This is a genomic window from Microcoleus sp. AT9b-C3, assembly GCF_036705485.1.
Classification (GTDB): Bacteria; Cyanobacteriota; Cyanobacteriia; order Cyanobacteriales; family Microcoleaceae; genus Microcoleus.
In genome coordinates this window covers 203,200-219,102 of the sequence record NZ_JAUBUR010000010.1, presented here as the reverse complement: position 1 = coordinate 219,102, position 15,903 = coordinate 203,200, and the positions used below count along the sequence as shown (strand labels likewise).

Here is a 15,903-nt window from a genome sequence, read left to right as displayed (position 1 = left end):
CTCGATAGTCGCAAGTCTTGGCTTTAGCAATATCGGCGGTACTACTTTTAATCCGAGAATTTTTCAAGCCAGCTAAGACTTGAGGGTTCCTTTCTCCAGCTACAATGGCGCGGATAATTGCCATCCCTGTAACTCCTGTGATGTCACTGATGACTTTATTTAGTTGCAGATTCATTTGAGTTAATGCTTTCTGCATCCGCAGTAGGTGGGTGCTACCGCTTTTAATTAAGTTATCGCGATGGCGAATGTAACTACGTAGAACACAAATTTGGTCATCAGGGCGAAAGGAACCGGACAATAAACCGTAAGTATGTAGCTGTTGCAACCATTGACAATCCAAAAAATCGGTTTTTCGACCCGGTACGGTTTTGACGTGATGGGCATTCACCAATTTGACTTCGATACCCCTTTCTTCGAGAATTTGAAATGCACTTATCCAATAGACTCCTGTAGATTCCCTCGCCATCGTGTCTACTCGACATTCCTCTAACCAGGAAGCCATCTCGATTAAGTCACGGGTAAAACAGCTAAATTTACTTACATTTTGTGGCGTTCGAGCGGGTAGAACGCAAACCCAATGTTCAGCAGAGCCAATATCTATCGCTGCGGCATTTGGGTTGAGCTGTGTAAAATTTGACATTTCACCCGTAACAGGTTTGTTTGTCTTGTGTCGGATCATTAGATGACTCCTTTTCGCGAGCGAATTAGAAGGTGTCTCGAGCGGTGGGCGGATGTGATGTTATATTCTCCTCAACGGGATAGGGTAAAACTACCCTTCACCAATGTCATAATCATCATGCCCACGACCATGCTCTCTCATCAGGCTCACATAAGCACCATTGACTTGTCGGTCTGACTCTTGGGACACAGGGATAATATATCCGATCGCGAGCAACTTTTGGGCGATCGAAACTGTTTCTTTTCTTCATAACGGGCGTGCGACGCCCGTAGGATGCTTTAAAGAGGACTTTTTTTATGGTTTAAACTGAAATATTGCACCATTCTCAATAATCTTTTTTTGGGCGGGATCTCCTGCCCAACCCCTACTCCCCACCCGAAAACTCATTGTTTGTGGAACAGGCCCGAAAGCCTGTGCGAGCGAGAATGGTGCAACATCTCAGACTAACCGGACATTGTGGCTGAACTCAAAAAAGTGGGTTTCTGCAATGGAAAACGTTTTAAGATTGTGCCAACCTATCCTAAGAAACAGTTTGGTGAACTAATTTAACTTTCCCTAAAGCCTTCTTCCTGCTCTCAAATAGTTTCATCACGCCAGAGGAGATGGTCTCAATAACATCGGGAGCGCAGTAAGAGAGAAACTCTTCCGAAGAAATATGACCGGCAAAAAACTCTTGAGCTTTCTTCAAAAAGTTTTCTGTTTCAGCAAAGCCGATAGATTTGATAATAAACGTAGAAACTGGGGAGTTTTTAATATCATAGCGCGATTCTTGATTGCGTCCTATTTCTAGCAGGTCTAACACTTCTCTTTGCAACTGACTGTCTAAGGGGTAGGCGCTCTGTCTGTTGGGCAAGTAATCCTCCAAAACCGAGGTTTTAAATCCTGGTGTACGCAATTCTCCCATCATAGTTGAAAGCGGAATATCGCGCCCCAAACGGTAGGAAAGAGCTTCTAAAATAGCGATAGTAATTAGCTTTACCCCCAGATAAAGTTTAGCAACTTCGATATTTTTGCGAGTTCTGGCAATCAGGTTAGCGTAGGTTTTATCGTCCGGCTCTTGCATAAACTGCTGGAAAACCAGTTCTGGTTTGAGGAAGTTCAAAAATCCTTCCATTTTTTGCAGAGACCTGCGATATCCGGCAACAGTATAGGAATTAACATTGGTCAATTCGTGGTTGGTTTCTGGCATCAAATTCCAGGTATTGTCTAAGAAATTAGAGGAATTTGGAGATGCAAAATTCTCGACATCTCTATTTGCTAACCTGACAGCACGCTTGACAATTTCTACAATTTCTGCATGGCTCCATCCCATGCTAAAATCGCGATTTATACTTACCAAACGCTGGTGCAAAAGTTCGATCGCGCTCAAACCGCTGGGCGCAACCGGACGAAAAGGAATAGTAGCTTCGATGCAAGCGGCGATTTCGGCGATCGTACTAGCTGGCAAAAAAGGCTCCAAAGATTTGGCAGCAATAACGGCACTCAAAAATTCGTTTTGGCCGGCAAACGGAGAGAGAGTCTTGCCGGGAATAAACCCAAATACTGAGGCCACTAGCTGATACATGGCATCGTCGGGCAGTTCGGTTTCATCTCTAATAACTAACTGCGATCGCACCTCTTTGACAAAAGGACAAAGGGCGCTGCTAATATTGAAACTAACGCCCTGATCGACTTGCACGTACACGAGGTCGTGAAACAGCGCAGCCAGCACCTCGATCGGATCGACTGACCCCCCGACCTCAAAAATGTGTTCCGACGTGTGAAAGTACCGCCAAGGCCCTCTCATCGTTTGAATGATTAGCTCAGCTATCTGCTCTAGCTTTGGAATGTCTACTCGACCTCCCAATTGCTCGATCGAGCTTACCAAGCAATCCAAGCACCGTTTTTGTTCTGCGAAAAGCTCCATTTACACACCTCCAGTGCATTCCCTGATTGTCTTGCGCTTGATTGCATGGTATCAAAACGCGCTGCCATCGTGCCATGATTTGTCACTCAAAAATTTTAAATTTTAAGGTCAAACAGCGAGAGGGGGCCTGGGAAAGAGAAAGAGAGAGCAAGAGGGAGGGAGAGGGAGGGAGAGCGAGAGCGAGAAATTAAATATTAACAATTCGGCCGTTGTGGAGACTCGGGCAACTTGGGCGATCGGTATCATAAATTACAGTAAAGATGACAAAAAGTGGGTAAAAAATTAATAAATTTTTGATGAAATTATGAGGAATTTTTGACAAAAGCTGTGGGTGAGTGGCATTGACACCAGCTTCAAGCTGCTGTGGTATAAATACTGCGTCCGGCCTCAGAATAAGATTGGTAGACGTGCTGATAAACCTCTTGACATTTGGGCTGATACACTTCTGTTGATTAGCTTTCGGGAAATCGATCTAAAGCTTCCGCGATCGCCACTTTAACTGCTGCCTTGGTTTGCTGTCGCCTCCCCCAATCTAACACTAACAGAACCTACGCAACTTTCACAAGTGATCCTGACACCATGCAGCACAAAATCAGACAATAAACATGGGAAAATCGGGGCGTTTAACTGGCTCAATTAAATAATTAATTGGACAACATCAATCCAGCTTAAATACCCCCTTAATCCCTTAGTCCCCCTCTGCTGGGACTTCGTAGGTTTAGAAGCGATTTAAATCGCCGAATCAACTGTTAGAGTTCCAACTTCTTTAAGAAGTCGCGGATCGGGGTATTGTGTCTTTTGAGCCGTTGCTGACTTACTGCATTCGATCGATCGTCCGATACTGAACCGCCTCCCCCACATGATTCGTTTTCAAGCTTTCATCCCCCGACAAATCAGCAATAGTTCTAGCAACCTTCAAAATGCGATCGCTAGCCCTCGCCGACAGCCCCAACTTCCGAATCGCCATCTCCAATAAATTCCGAGAAGCCTCATCCAACTGACACCATTTGTTAATGTGGCTGCTTTGCATCTCCGCATTACAGCGCAAACTAGATTCCGACTGAAAACGGCGAGTTGCGAGCTCTCGCGCCCGCTGCACCCTCACCCGCACCGGTTCCGACTCCTCCCCCGTCGGCTGTCGCGTAATTTCCTCGGGTTTCAAACGATTAACTGCCACTTGCAAATCAATCCGATCCATCAAAGGCCCCGAAAGTTTTGCCCAATATTGCTCCCTCTTTTGCGGCGAACAAGTACACTGTTGAATCGAATCGCCGTAATAACCGCAAGCGCAAGGATTCGTACTTGCAACTAAAGTGAATTGCGCCGGAAACATCACCGATTGTCTAGTTCGAGAAATCGTCACATAACCATCTTCCAGCGGTTGTCGCAAAAACTCCAAAACATCTCTTTTAAACTCAGTTAATTCATCCAGAAAAAGTATGCCGCGATGTGCTAAAGAAATTTCACCCGGACGCGGAAAACTGCCGCCACCTACCAAAGAAGGCCCAGATGCCGAATGGTGAGGACTGCGAAAAGGCCGATCGCCCACCAAGCTTCCCTTATCCTTCAACAACCCGGCCACCGAATGAATTTGAGTCACATCCAAAGCTTCATCAAAAGTCAGCGGCGGCAAAATACCCGGCAAACGCCTCGCCAACATCGTCTTACCGCTCCCTGGCGGCCCCACAAAAATTAAATTGTGTCCCCCCGCCGCCGCAATTTCCAAAGCCCGCCGCGCGTGAATTTGCCCCTTTACATCCTTTAAATCTAGACCAGAAAACCGCGTTTTTGCTAACTCTTCTCTACCGTTTACTTCTACAGGTGAATAAACTTCAGGATTATTCAAAAAATCAGTAACTGCAAAAATATTCTCAAAACCATAAACAGATATTCCTTGCACCAAAGCCGCTTCTTGCGCGTTACCAGCCGGTACAACCAACCCGGAAATACCCATTTTGGCAGCAGCAGCGGCGATCGGCAAAACCCCAGCCACAGCCCGCAAACTTCCATCTAAAGAAAGTTCCCCTAAAAACAAATAATCTCCCAAAAGTTGACCGCTGACTTGTTCCGATGCTGCTAAAATGCCAATGGCGATCGGCAAATCAAAACTCGGCCCTTCCTTCCGCAAATCTGCCGGAGTCAAATTAATCACAATACTCCGCATCGGAAAAGCATATCCCGAATTTTTTAGCGTAGCCTTAACCCTTTCTTTAGCTTCTTGCACAGCAGAATCGGGCAATCCCACAACCACAATTTTCGGTAGCCCCCCTGACACATCAGCCTCAACACCAACCTTTACCGCGTCAATTCCAACGATCGATGCACTCCAAACCCTAGCAAGCATTTTTCTTTATCCTTAATTTGCCTGTCCTTGATTCATCATCTATTATGATTAACAATGACTAATGAATATCGGAAGAGGCAAGAAAAACTTTTCCTTGCCTCTTCTTTTTCTCCTCTTCCTTCTCTCCTGCTGGGTATTCCCTCGAACCTCTTTCCCTTCCCCCTTCCCACTTCCGCCTTCTTCCCTCTTCCTTCTTCCTTCTTCCTTCGTTAACACTCATGACAACTCAAGAAACGCTTTTCAGCAAAATCATCCGCAAAGAGATTCCGGCAGACATCGTTTATGAAGACGACTTGGCCCTCGCGTTCAGAGATATCCATCCGCAAGCGCCCGTCCACATCCTCGTCATTCCCAAACAGCCTATTGCCAAATTAGCCGATGCCGAGTCGGAAGATCATGCTCTCATGGGACACTTGCTGCTGACTGTCAAGCGGGTAGCAGAACAACTCGGACTTAGCAACGGTTATCGCGTCGTCATTAATAGCGGCAGCGACGGCGGCCAAACTGTAGACCACCTGCACCTTCACATTCTCGGCGGTCGCCAGATGAAGTGGCCCCCAGGTTAAAGGCTAATTTTTACGCAGAACTTGCGGACTCATCCTCAGAAACCCGGTTGATTTCTATTGCCAAGCACCTCAGAAACCGGGTTTCTTTTTTCGTCAATAAATCGGTGGATTGGCTCTTATTGAGAATGCAGCCCGATCGCACTAAAAACCAGCTTTTCAGTATTCTCCCGATAAAAGTTTCCCCTCGCAGAAGCCACCAGTTATATGTTAACAAATATTAAAAATCATCTCTTCACGACCTAATTAAGAAATATTTAAGTAGAAAGAGAATCGACCTGAACAAAAATAATGTGTTTGAACTGCTGAACCCAGCTACAGGCAATAGATTCTGTTCTTGTGGCCGCTGTATGTAACCCGTTGAATGTGTAATTTTACTTTGTGAAAAACTACAAATATTTACGAAATATCAAGTTATTGTAAAAGTTTGTAAAATGTTTAAATTGTTAGCAGTAATCCCTTGGCAAACTAGAGTGAATGGTGTTACTAATATAAGCGTGGGGCATCCCCACAACGAACCTTGAAAATTCAATTAAGCCATCATAAACCAAATGACAACAACCGTACAGCGTCGCGAAAGCGGCAACGTTTGGGAACGGTTCTGCGAGTGGGTAACTAGCACCGAAAACCGCATTTATGTGGGTTGGTTCGGCGTCTTGATGATTCCCACCTTGCTCAGCGCCACCATCTGCTACATCATCGCCTTTATCGCTGCTCCTCCTGTGGACATCGACGGCATCCGCGAACCAGTTGCTGGTTCCTTAATGTACGGCAACAACATCATTACTGGTGCTGTTGTTCCTTCATCGAATGCGATCGGGCTTCACTTCTATCCCATCTGGGAAGCAGCTTCCCTCGATGAGTGGTTGTACAACGGCGGCCCCTACCAATTGGTAGTATTTCACTTCCTCATTGGCGTTTTCTGCTACATGGGTCGTGAATGGGAACTGTCCTACCGCTTAGGTATGCGTCCTTGGATCTGCGTCGCTTACTCTGCACCAGTGGCAGCAGCCACCGCAGTATTCTTGATTTACCCGATCGGACAAGGCAGCTTTTCTGACGGTATGCCCTTGGGTATCTCCGGCACATTCAACTTCATGATCGTGTTCCAAGCCGAGCACAACATCCTGATGCACCCCTTCCATATGTTGGGAGTTGCTGGTGTCTTCGGCGGTGCTCTGTTCTCCGCCATGCACGGTTCTTTGGTAACATCTTCTTTGGTTCGTGAAACAACCGAAACTGAATCTTTGAACTACGGTTACAAATTCGGTCAAGAAGAAGAAACCTACAACATCGTGGCAGCCCACGGCTACTTCGGTCGGTTAATCTTCCAATACGCGAGCTTTAACAACAGCCGTTCTTTGCACTTCTTGTTAGGTGCATGGCCAGTTGTCGGTATCTGGTTTACCTCTTTGGGTATTTCCACGATGGCGTTTAACTTGAACGGTTTCAACTTCAACCAATCGGTTATCGACTCGCAAGGTCGCGTGATCAACACTTGGGCTGATGTCATCAACCGCGCTAACTTGGGTATGGAAGTAATGCACGAGCGCAACGCTCACAACTTCCCCCTCGATTTGGCTGCTGGCGAAACAACTCCCGTAGCAATGGTTGCTCCTTCCATCAACGGCTAAGTTTAGCTTTTGATTAACAAAAAGCGCTCCTAGAAATAGGGGCGCTTTTTGTTTTGGCAAGTAGAATTTGAGAGATTTTTTTCTGTTAAATTGGTTAAATCCGTTAAATCCCATAAACTGCGCCTTGCCGAACTTCCCGATCGATCTGATATATTGATTAAGAATTATTATTTTTGGCAATCATCAAAGTGGCGATATTTAACAGGCACAAATTTGAAAAACTTCTGGTTCATAAATCCAAAACATTAGCCTGGGCGATCGCATTTTTTAGCGGCATTTTGATGGCATTGACAACCGCACCAGTAAATGCTTGGCTATTGGCTTGGGTAGCATTAGCTCCGCTGTGGATTTTCGTTGTTAGTTATGAAAGGCCTCTTCAAGAAGTAAAACAACAAAAATTCTTCCTTCTTCCTGCTTCATTCTTCCTTCTTCCTTTACTCTGGGGAATTGGCTATCACGGATTAGCTTTATCTTGGATTATGGGAATTCACCCGATGACTTGGTTGGGAGTTCCTTGGTGGCCGAGTTTGGCGATCGCACTTTTTTGCTGGGCATTCATTACCCTCTGGGGAGCCGCCTTAGTCACAGTTTGGGCGTGGCTATTTGCGATCGCAATTTCCAAAATTAGTGGCACAGGCATCTTGCCTGTGATTTCCCAAGAAATTAGTGGCACAGGCATCTTGCGTGTGATTTCCCAAAAAATTAGTGGCACAGGCATCTTGCCTGTGATTCGCGTTTTAATTGGCACAGCTTTGTGGTGTGCCTTAGAAAGTATTTGGAGTACAGGTTCGCTGTGGTGGACATCCCTATCATATACGCAAAGCCCGCACAATTTAGCAATATTGCACCTCGGTCAACTCTCCGGGCCCAGCGCAGTAACAGCCGCTATTGTAGCAGTAAATGGCTTAATCGCCGAAGCTTTTATTGAAGGAAGAAGTCAGAAGTCAGAAGTCAGAAGTCAGAATTGGATTCCTTATATTTTGCCTGCGAGTTTGTGTTTAGTTTTGCATATTGCAGGATGGAGTTTATACAACCGTCCTTTGAATCAAGAAGCTGCAACCGCTTTAAAGATTGGCATTATTCAAGGAAATATTCCGAACGAGATTAAGTTTGATTCAGGGGGCTGGCGGCGCGCTTTGGAAGGTTACACCAGTGGATACAAACAGTTAGCCGACAGGAAAGTCGATGCTGTATTAATTCCAGAGACGGCTTTGCCTTTTATCTGGACAAACGAGTATCAACGTTCTACTCTTTCCTTTTACCAAGCTATTCTCGAACGCGGTGTGGTGGCTTGGGTTGGAGGATTCGGGCAGCAAGAGAATAGTATCACTAACAGCTTATTGGCGATCGATCGCACTGGAGAAATTGTCGGCCGCTACGATAAACTAAAGCTAGTGCCATTAGGCGAATATATCCCTTTTTACGAAATCTTAGGCGGGATTATTAATCGGCTTTCTCCCTTAGATGCTCATTTAGTACCCGGCAATTCTAAACAATTGTTTGATACGCCGTTTGGTCGCGCCATTGTCGGAATTTGTTACGATTCTGCCTTTGCTGAAATCTTCCGATATCAGGCGGCGAATGGAGGCGAATTTATGATCACGGCTTCCAACAATGCCCATTACAAACCGCCGATGTTGGAGCAACATCACGCTTTAGATGTGATGCGGGCAATTGAGACGGATAGATGGGCAGCTATCGCAACTAATACTGGTTATTCTGCTTTTGTCAATCCTCGCGGCGAGACGGTTTGGAAGTCGATAATTAATACCTATGAAGTCCGAGATGCTACTATTTATCGGCGACAAACTCGAACTTTGTACGTGCGGTGGGGAGATTGGCTGACACCTGTATTGTTAGTCTTGGCTGGGTTAATAGGGTTGATTGTTAAAAATTAATCAGTAGGTTATACCATTTTCGATTTTCGATACCCCTCTAAAATCTAAAATCTAAAATCTAATAAGTTATACCCTTTTAGATTTTAGATACGCTCTAAAATCTAAAATCTAAAATCTAAAAGGGTATGACTTTGTACGTGCGGTAGGGAGATTGGCTGACACCTGTATTGTTAGTCTTGGCTGGGTTAATAGGGTTTATTGTTAAAAATTAATCCGAACCTTTTAGATTTTAGATGTTAGATACCAATCTAAAATCTAAAATCTAAAATCTAAAATCGAATGACTCTACTTATCTTTTACGTGTTCGTGAACGCTAGGAGATAAAGAAATTAAATCGTCGATATTGCGCTGCATGGCAGCACAAATATTATCCAAAGGCAAATCATTAGCATCGTGTCCGAAGGGATTTTCTATTTCAATGCCGATTTCTTCAATGCCGAACAAAGTAAAACTAATTAAAGCCACAACAGGGCCGGTTCCCCAACCCAAATCCTTCACCATTTGAAAGGGCAGTGCTAAACAGTAAAGCAACAATAGTTGTTTCAAGTGAATCGCGTAAGCCAAAGGGATAGGCGTCTTCAAAATCCGCTCGCAGCCGCCTAATACATCAATCATAGAGTTGAGCAATTGATTCATACCTGTTAACTGATAGACATCGAGGCAATTGCGCTCATACTGCTCGTGCATATAATCCTCAATCCAAAAAGCAATTTCTAGGGGCGGATTGTTCATTGATTTGAGCTTGTGGTACTGCGCTGGGGACATTAACGGCTCCAACTCTGGATTGACTGGTTGTTGCCGCAAGTGCAGTTTCATCGCCACTGCAAAGGCCGGTAACAGGCGCAGGGCTGACTTTTTTACTTCTATATCCTGCGGGTCTTTTTCCTCAATTGCTACCCATATTTGGCGCGCCAGATTGCGGACGTTGTTGACTAAAGTTCCCCACATTTTTCGACCTTCCCAAAATCTTTCGTAGGCTGTATTTGTCCGAAAAACTAACAGTAAACCCAGGACAATACTCGGTACAATACTCGACAAAATTGGTAAGGAAACTGGCCACTTAACAAAGTGTAGCAGGGAAATAAAAACTCCAAAGCCACCGCACAGCAAAACGCGGGGCAAAATTGAGGGAATGACAGACCCCCGAACCTGTAATGCAATTTTAAACCAACGTGGTCGATCGCCACTCATGCAAGTCTCCTCATTAAATTAAATTAGCCCCGCCCTAGCACGGGCGGCGCAAATGCCTGGTAAACTTAGTTCTTCGGCTCCCGCCAGTCGATTTGAGATTCGAGATTTTAGATTGACTCCACAGATAAATCTGGGGGGTGTGAACTTTGCTCTAAATTTTTTTGCTCTCCACGACTCCTATCGGGCGCTGGTATCAGTATTTGCGTGCGGTGAGAGCTTCGGAAAAAAGCTTTCCTACAAACAACCTTTGGATTTTACCCAAAAAACTCATCTTTAAGCTCAATTTAAAATCTAAAATCTACAATTGATTGACGCAGTGACTTAATTCGGTAAGATTAACTATGTATATTTAAACCTCCGCTTCCGTGCAAGAGATACCGACATCTGTGCCTCCGCATTTTCACCGATTGCCAAACCAACGGTGGCAAATTTATTCGCCTCAAACACAGCAAGCCGAACAGTTTGCCGCCGAAATTGGTTTGTCGCCCTTGCTGGCACAGGTACTGATTAACCGGGGCATCGATTCTCTGAAAGAAGTGCAAGGGTTTATCGAACCGGAATCTCTGGTTTTGCCCGCGCCAACCGATGAGTTTCCCGATTTGGCTGCGAGTGTCAAATTGTTGCGGGAAGCAATTTCGGGAGGGCAAAAAATTGCGATTTGCGGCGACTACGATGCTGACGGGATGACGAGTACGGCTTTGTTGTTACGCGCTCTGAGGCTGCTAGGGGCGAATGTGGATTATGCTATTCCCAGCCGGATGCGAGAAGGTTATGGGATTAACGATCGCATTGTAGAAGAATTTCACTCCGAAGGTGTCGCTCTCATTCTCACTGTTGACAACGGAATTGCAGCCTACGGCCCCGTTGCCAGAGCCCGAGAACTCGGTGTCAAAGTTATTATTACAGACCACCACGATTTGCCGCCAAAACTGCCGCCGGCCGATGCTATTCTCAACCCTAAACTAATTGCAGAATCTTCGCCCTATCGCGGTTTGGCTGGCGTAGGCGTTGCTTATGTTTTGGCTATTACTTTGGCTCAGGATATGAAAAAAGTTGGGGGGTTGGTGAATCCCTTGCTGGAGTTATTTACTTTAGGAACTATTGCGGATTTAGCACCTTTGACAGGAGTTAATCGGCGCTGGGTGAAGCGGGGTTTGCGGCTGTTGCCTCACTCGCAATTGGCGGGTATTCAGGCTTTGATTCAGGTGGCGGGAGTGCAGCCGGGAAGTGCGGAAAGTTTACCTCTTCTGAATTCAAAAAGCCAAGCTAGCAATACGTTAAAACCTGAAGATATTGGTTTTAGGCTGGGGCCCCGGATTAATGCTGTGGGGCGGCTGGCCGATCCTCAAATTGTGATAGAGTTGCTGACTACGGACGATCGCGAATTGGCTCTCAAAAACGCGATGCAGTGCGAACAAATCAATCAGCGCAGGCAGGAGTTGTGCCAGGAAATTGAGCAGGAAGCCATTGCTTGGTGCGAGGAAAAGGCGATAGACTTGCAGCAAGAACGAGTTTTAGTGGTCGTGCAACCGGGTTGGCACCACGGGGTGATCGGGATTGTGGCTTCTCGGTTAGTGGAACGCTACGGCGTACCTGTGTTTATTGGTACTTTTGAGGATGAGGCTGGCGAAAACGAGGCTGTAGGGGCGGTTGCCCATAAAATTATCAGGGGTTCGGCGAGGGGAATTCCTGAGTTTAATGTATTTGACGGGCTGAATTTTTGCGCGGATTTATTAACTAAATTTGGCGGACACAAAGCTGCAGGCGGTTTTTCTATGCCGGCTAAGAATCTCGAACAATTCCGCAATCAACTGTCAATTTTTGCCAATCAATGTTTGCAACCCGAACACCTAAAACCGCTGGTTTCAGTTGACGTGCAGGCAGATTTAGCAGAGATTAATCTGGATCTTTACAGACAAATTGATGCTCTGGAACCTTGCGGAATTGAAAATAAGGCTCCTGTATTTTGGACGCCTAATGTTTGCATAACTGAACAGAAAATTGTTGGTAAAGGAGGTCACGTTAAACTAACTGCAACTCAAGATGGAAATGTATCGGCTAGTGTGAAGGCGATTGCTTGGCGTTGGGGCGAATATTTTCCTTTGCCTCGGCGGGTTGATATTGCTTACCGATTGCGAGAAAATAGTTTTAATGGCAAGACATCGGTTGAGTTAGAATTGTTGGGCGTTCGGCTACCGGCAAATGCTGCTACTTCCAGGCCACCGAGGTTCGGAAAAGTTGAGTTTGATTATTGCGATCGCACTTATTCTTGCAGTCTGTCTCCTGCAGGATCGATCGAGGAATTGAGAATTCGCAACTCTCAAGGGCAAGTTCTGGCTGTTGCACCCGGACAAAACATCGGTTTGTTAGGTAACTCCCGCAAAGATGCTAGAGAAGTTGATGTATCTCTACCTTTTTTTGAGAATTTGATTCAAACTGCTAAACACGCCCTAGGTATTTGATAACAAAGCCGGTGCAGCAGCGAAAATTGGCGATCGAGCGTTGTGAATTTTGCATCATTTAAAACTCAAAACTCCCAACTCTCGATCGCCGCCTAGCGTGCTATAATTACAGGTCGCCGCCTTTAGCTGCCAAGAGAAAAATCACGATCGGGCCAGAAAGCACGACGGCTGCGAGTAAAGCTACCTGAACAATGAGTTGGTAGTCTACACCACCCAGACCACTGAAAAGATCGGTTATAAAGTCCATTTGTCCTCCTGACTGTAGTGATTAAGTCTAGATTGTTGCATTAGAAAATCCGCTTCTGATTTTACCGGGCGATCGACCATATTTTTTAAGGAACTTTACAAAATTCAACAAAATGTAAACTACGATCGACCTCTCTGTGACAGCAAACCAGGGACTTGATGCCCCTTCCCCGAGAGTGAGCGGAATCTAAAACCTCAAATCTAAAATCGAATGCCCTTGGAGGAGAGCCGCCTCCGGCGCGGGCAATTGATATACTTGAAGAGCTCCAGTCTCCTAAAGTTTGGCATTTTCGACATAATGCTCGGAATCTAAAATCTAAAATCTAAAATCTAAAATCTAAAATCAAACTATGGCTACTTGGCGTTGCGTAAAGCAGTGCGGTGCTTGTTGTTACCTCGACCCAACAGAGCGCCCCGACTTAGACGAGTATTTATCTGAAGACGAATTATCGCTCTACTTGAGCTTAGTCGGAGATGACGGTTGGTGTATCAATTTTGACAAAGCCACCAGAGAATGCGGAATTTACGCCGATCGACCGCGCTTTTGTCGGGTAGACTCAGAGGTATTTCAGGAGATGTACGGCGTTGAGCCGGCTCAATTGAACGATTTCGCGATCGAGTGCTGCTTGGAACACATTGAAGATCTTTATGGCGATCGATCTTTGGAAATGATCCGCTTTAACTCTGAAGTCGGAATTCTCGCCTTACCTGACGGTGTTGGATAATTGCGGGATGATTTTGATTCTTTTGGCGGATGGGCCCATGATCCCGAAGGCGTGTATTTTCACAGCCGACGGGACACCCCACAACCATCCTCCTCAAATTTTGCAACACCTGACAACTAACAATCTCCCGGTTTCTCACCGGGAGAGTGTCAAAATAAACAAATTAAGGAAATATCGCGCAGTTGAGTTGAGCTATGAGTAATCGAGAGGGTTTTACAGGGGGATTTATTGCCGGAGCTGCCCTTGGCGGCTTGGTGGGTGCAGTTTTGGGCGCGGTGCTGTCGCGGCGCGCTGCTGAAGCTTTGCTGAGTGAACCTTCCGACGCAAAAACCAGAAAAATCCGCCAGAGGAAAGCCAGCCAACTCGAAGCCGACGGGATGGAAGTAGCAAGGCTGAGTTTAGAAGATAAAATTGCGCAGCTAAATCAGGCAATAGATGACGTGCGGCTGCAACTCGGCGACGTAAATGGCAACGCGCCGGCGTCTGGCAGCGAGGGTTCGATCGCCCCAGACTCCTGAATCCATTTAAAATTTTAGATTAGTCTGGCAGATCCATGCGGGCTACTAACATCTTGCGCCCTTCTCAAAAAGTGGCTTTTGGGCTTGTTCCACAAAGAGTGAATTTTATTGTGGGGAGTAGGGGTTGGGCATCCTCTCCTGCCCGCCCGTAAAAAGCCTGATGCTCCCCCTCTCGCCCCTCTCGCTCCTCTCTCACTCCCCCAGCTATGTTAAACTCACTGTTAAAGTGTCTGTAAACTTTACCAAGAAATTGGGTCTAAAGCCCCGTCCTTATAGGACGGCTTTAATTAATTGCCTACCTTATAAGCGTTTAGTCACTTAATATTTATTTTTCAAATTTCACTGTATTCTATTAAAATAAAAATTATAGTATAATGATATTATACTACAGGTAGAATAACCGCCGATACACATGAGACACCAAGCTCAAACGACTGGTCGGGAAATAATAATGGTTAGTGGGTGGCGAAAACCACGAAAAAACAGCTAGGCTAACTAACGTAAGCCAAAACCAGAAAAGTAAACTTTTGGAAGTTAAACCGTACCGTAGGGCATACGGAAACCTGAGAAGTAATTCTCGAACGCTTGGGGAGATAAAACCCTCTGGGACTAACTAAATTAGGCTCGATACTTGGTTCAATCGAACGGGTATTTGGTTTAAGTATTGCCGCAAGGATAGCGAGTTTTAAGGTGTGTCGCCAGAACCAAGAATCTCCGCTGCTGAGTGCAGGGGGAGTGTCAATCAAACTACAAGCAAAATTTATGAGTTCTTCAATAGGCCTTTTGGCAAACACGCTGTCCACATTTCTGCAAATCTATGTAGCCCTGATGATTATTCGGGTGCTGTTAAGCTGGTTCCCCAATATCAATTGGTACGACCCCCCGTTTTCAATCTTGAGTCAGTTAACAGACCCTTACCTGAATCTATTCCGATCGATTATCCCCCCCTTGGGAGGGATTGACTTTTCGCCACTGATTGCGTTTTTTGTACTTCAGTTCGGCTCGGAATTCTTGATCGGTCTTTTGACCAGCTTGCAAACATCCTTGTAGTTTGAAAAGCTTAAGTTTTTAAGCATCAAGCGTAAATTGTTTGGCAGACCTAGCTGCCTGCAACTAAATTTTAGATTTGACATTTTTAGATGAACTCCCTGGTTGAAAAGCTGGGGAGTTCATCGTACATTAGAAATGAGAAATTGCCAGCCACTAAACAATCTCAAATCAGCAATCTAAAATCTCAAATTGCATCGCGGTTTCACGGGCAGCAATCTAAAATCTCCAAGAGTTTTGTTAGCGGCGAACCACGCCAGTAAAACCTGTAGCTTTAAATTGCTTCAGCTTCAAAGGTGTTCGTTGATTGGCGGCAACTGAAATTCTGAGCTGAAAATCGCTAACTCCGGGAGGAACTTCTTCTATAGATCCCAAACGAGTCCGGTTTTGCATCACCGAATTGTCGTCGGCATCATAAATGCGGCCGAAAATATCGGCATTGACAACTGGTTTGTTGGTGCTATTTTCAGCTTTCCCAGTAATCAAAAAGCAGGTAGCTTCCATAGAACTGCCGCTGGTGACTGTTCCTTCTCCCATTTCTGCCGGACATTCGCGATAAGAAAGGTCGGAAAGTTTAATCGGCGTCAGAGCCCAAGCAGGTGGAGTGAATACCAAAGTAAAAATTCCGATTAGGCAAGTAGCAAAAAAAAGGCTGATAGCTCGAAATTTCATAAATGGCGGGGCAAGTAT

General features: G+C 45.6%; 14 protein-coding genes. 7 read left to right on the top strand and 7 right to left on the bottom strand.

Annotation, left to right across the window (positions count from 1 at the left end; translation table 11 throughout):
• The 4 genes from QUB77_RS12405 to QUB77_RS12390 form a co-directional block, all read right to left on the bottom strand.
• Nucleotides 1-640 (bottom strand): IS110 family transposase (locus QUB77_RS12405; protein ID WP_333295926.1); only part of this gene is annotated, 640 nt, incomplete at its 3' end.
• A 559-nt stretch (nt 641-1,199) separates the two neighbouring features.
• Complete coding sequence (locus QUB77_RS12400) at nt 1,200-2,585, bottom strand: hypothetical protein (RefSeq protein WP_333170332.1); 1,386 nt, start codon at nt 2,583-2,585, stop codon at nt 1,200-1,202.
• Between the two features lie 814 nt (nt 2,586-3,399).
• Complete coding sequence (locus tag QUB77_RS12395) at nt 3,400-4,929, bottom strand: YifB family Mg chelatase-like AAA ATPase (RefSeq protein WP_333170333.1); 1,530 nt, start codon at nt 4,927-4,929, stop codon at nt 3,400-3,402.
• Nucleotides 4,930-4,987: 58 nt separating this feature from the next.
• Nucleotides 4,988-5,149 carry a hypothetical protein gene (locus QUB77_RS12390; RefSeq protein WP_333170334.1) on the bottom strand — a complete coding sequence of 54 codons (162 nt, stop codon included), beginning with the start codon at nt 5,147-5,149 and terminating at the stop codon, nt 4,988-4,990.
• Between QUB77_RS12390 and QUB77_RS12385 the strand changes: the two genes are divergently transcribed.
• From QUB77_RS12385 to lnt, 3 genes are all read left to right on the top strand, one after another.
• Complete coding sequence (locus tag QUB77_RS12385) at nt 5,148-5,495, top strand: histidine triad nucleotide-binding protein (RefSeq protein WP_172188364.1); 348 nt, start codon at nt 5,148-5,150, stop codon at nt 5,493-5,495. The two genes, QUB77_RS12390 and QUB77_RS12385, sit on opposite strands and share 2 nt — an antisense overlap.
• 548 nt (nt 5,496-6,043) lie before the next feature.
• The gene (gene psbA, locus QUB77_RS12380; protein ID WP_333170335.1) at nt 6,044-7,126 is read left to right on the top strand and encodes a photosystem II q(b) protein; all 1,083 of its coding nucleotides are present in this window, start codon (nt 6,044-6,046) and stop codon (nt 7,124-7,126) included.
• A 188-nt stretch (nt 7,127-7,314) separates the two neighbouring features.
• On the top strand, nt 7,315-9,024 hold the full coding sequence (gene lnt / locus QUB77_RS12375; RefSeq protein ID WP_445251732.1) for an apolipoprotein N-acyltransferase: 1,710 nt from the start codon (nt 7,315-7,317) through the stop codon (nt 9,022-9,024).
• 285 nt (nt 9,025-9,309) lie between these two features.
• On the opposite strand, the gene QUB77_RS12370 is transcribed toward lnt, so the two are convergent.
• Nucleotides 9,310-10,215: a bestrophin family ion channel gene (locus QUB77_RS12370; protein WP_333170336.1), complete on the bottom strand. Its 906-nt coding sequence runs from the start codon at nt 10,213-10,215 to the stop codon at nt 9,310-9,312.
• Nucleotides 10,216-10,580: 365 nt separating this feature from the next.
• Here QUB77_RS12370 and recJ point away from each other — a divergent pair, with 365 nt between their 5' ends.
• Complete coding sequence (gene recJ, locus QUB77_RS12365) at nt 10,581-12,677, top strand: single-stranded-DNA-specific exonuclease RecJ (RefSeq protein WP_333170337.1); 2,097 nt, start codon at nt 10,581-10,583, stop codon at nt 12,675-12,677.
• Between the two features lie 106 nt (nt 12,678-12,783).
• On the opposite strand, the gene psb30 is transcribed toward recJ, so the two are convergent.
• Nucleotides 12,784-12,924, bottom strand: a complete 141-nt coding sequence (gene psb30, locus QUB77_RS12360; RefSeq protein ID WP_015175616.1) for a photosystem II reaction center protein Ycf12/Psb30 — start codon at nt 12,922-12,924, stop codon at nt 12,784-12,786.
• Nucleotides 12,925-13,273: 349 nt separating this feature from the next.
• Here psb30 and QUB77_RS12355 point away from each other — a divergent pair, with 349 nt between their 5' ends.
• The 3 genes from QUB77_RS12355 to QUB77_RS12345 all read left to right on the top strand — a co-directional run bounded on the left by QUB77_RS12355 (nt 13,274) and on the right by QUB77_RS12345 (nt 15,216).
• Nucleotides 13,274-13,648, top strand: a complete 375-nt coding sequence (locus tag QUB77_RS12355) for a YkgJ family cysteine cluster protein (protein ID WP_333170338.1) — start codon at nt 13,274-13,276, stop codon at nt 13,646-13,648.
• A 194-nt stretch (nt 13,649-13,842) separates the two neighbouring features.
• Nucleotides 13,843-14,166, top strand: coding sequence for a hypothetical protein (locus QUB77_RS12350; RefSeq protein ID WP_333170339.1), 324 nt, complete (start codon nt 13,843-13,845; stop codon nt 14,164-14,166).
• A gap of 762 nt (nt 14,167-14,928) precedes the next feature.
• The gene (locus QUB77_RS12345) at nt 14,929-15,216 is read left to right on the top strand and encodes a YggT family protein (RefSeq protein WP_333170340.1); all 288 of its coding nucleotides are present in this window, start codon (nt 14,929-14,931) and stop codon (nt 15,214-15,216) included.
• 237 nt (nt 15,217-15,453) lie between these two features.
• Here QUB77_RS12345 and QUB77_RS12340 read toward each other — a convergent pair whose 3' ends face one another.
• The gene (locus QUB77_RS12340; RefSeq protein WP_333170341.1) at nt 15,454-15,885 is read right to left on the bottom strand and encodes a hypothetical protein; all 432 of its coding nucleotides are present in this window, start codon (nt 15,883-15,885) and stop codon (nt 15,454-15,456) included.
• Nucleotides 15,886-15,903: the final 18 nt, after the last annotated feature.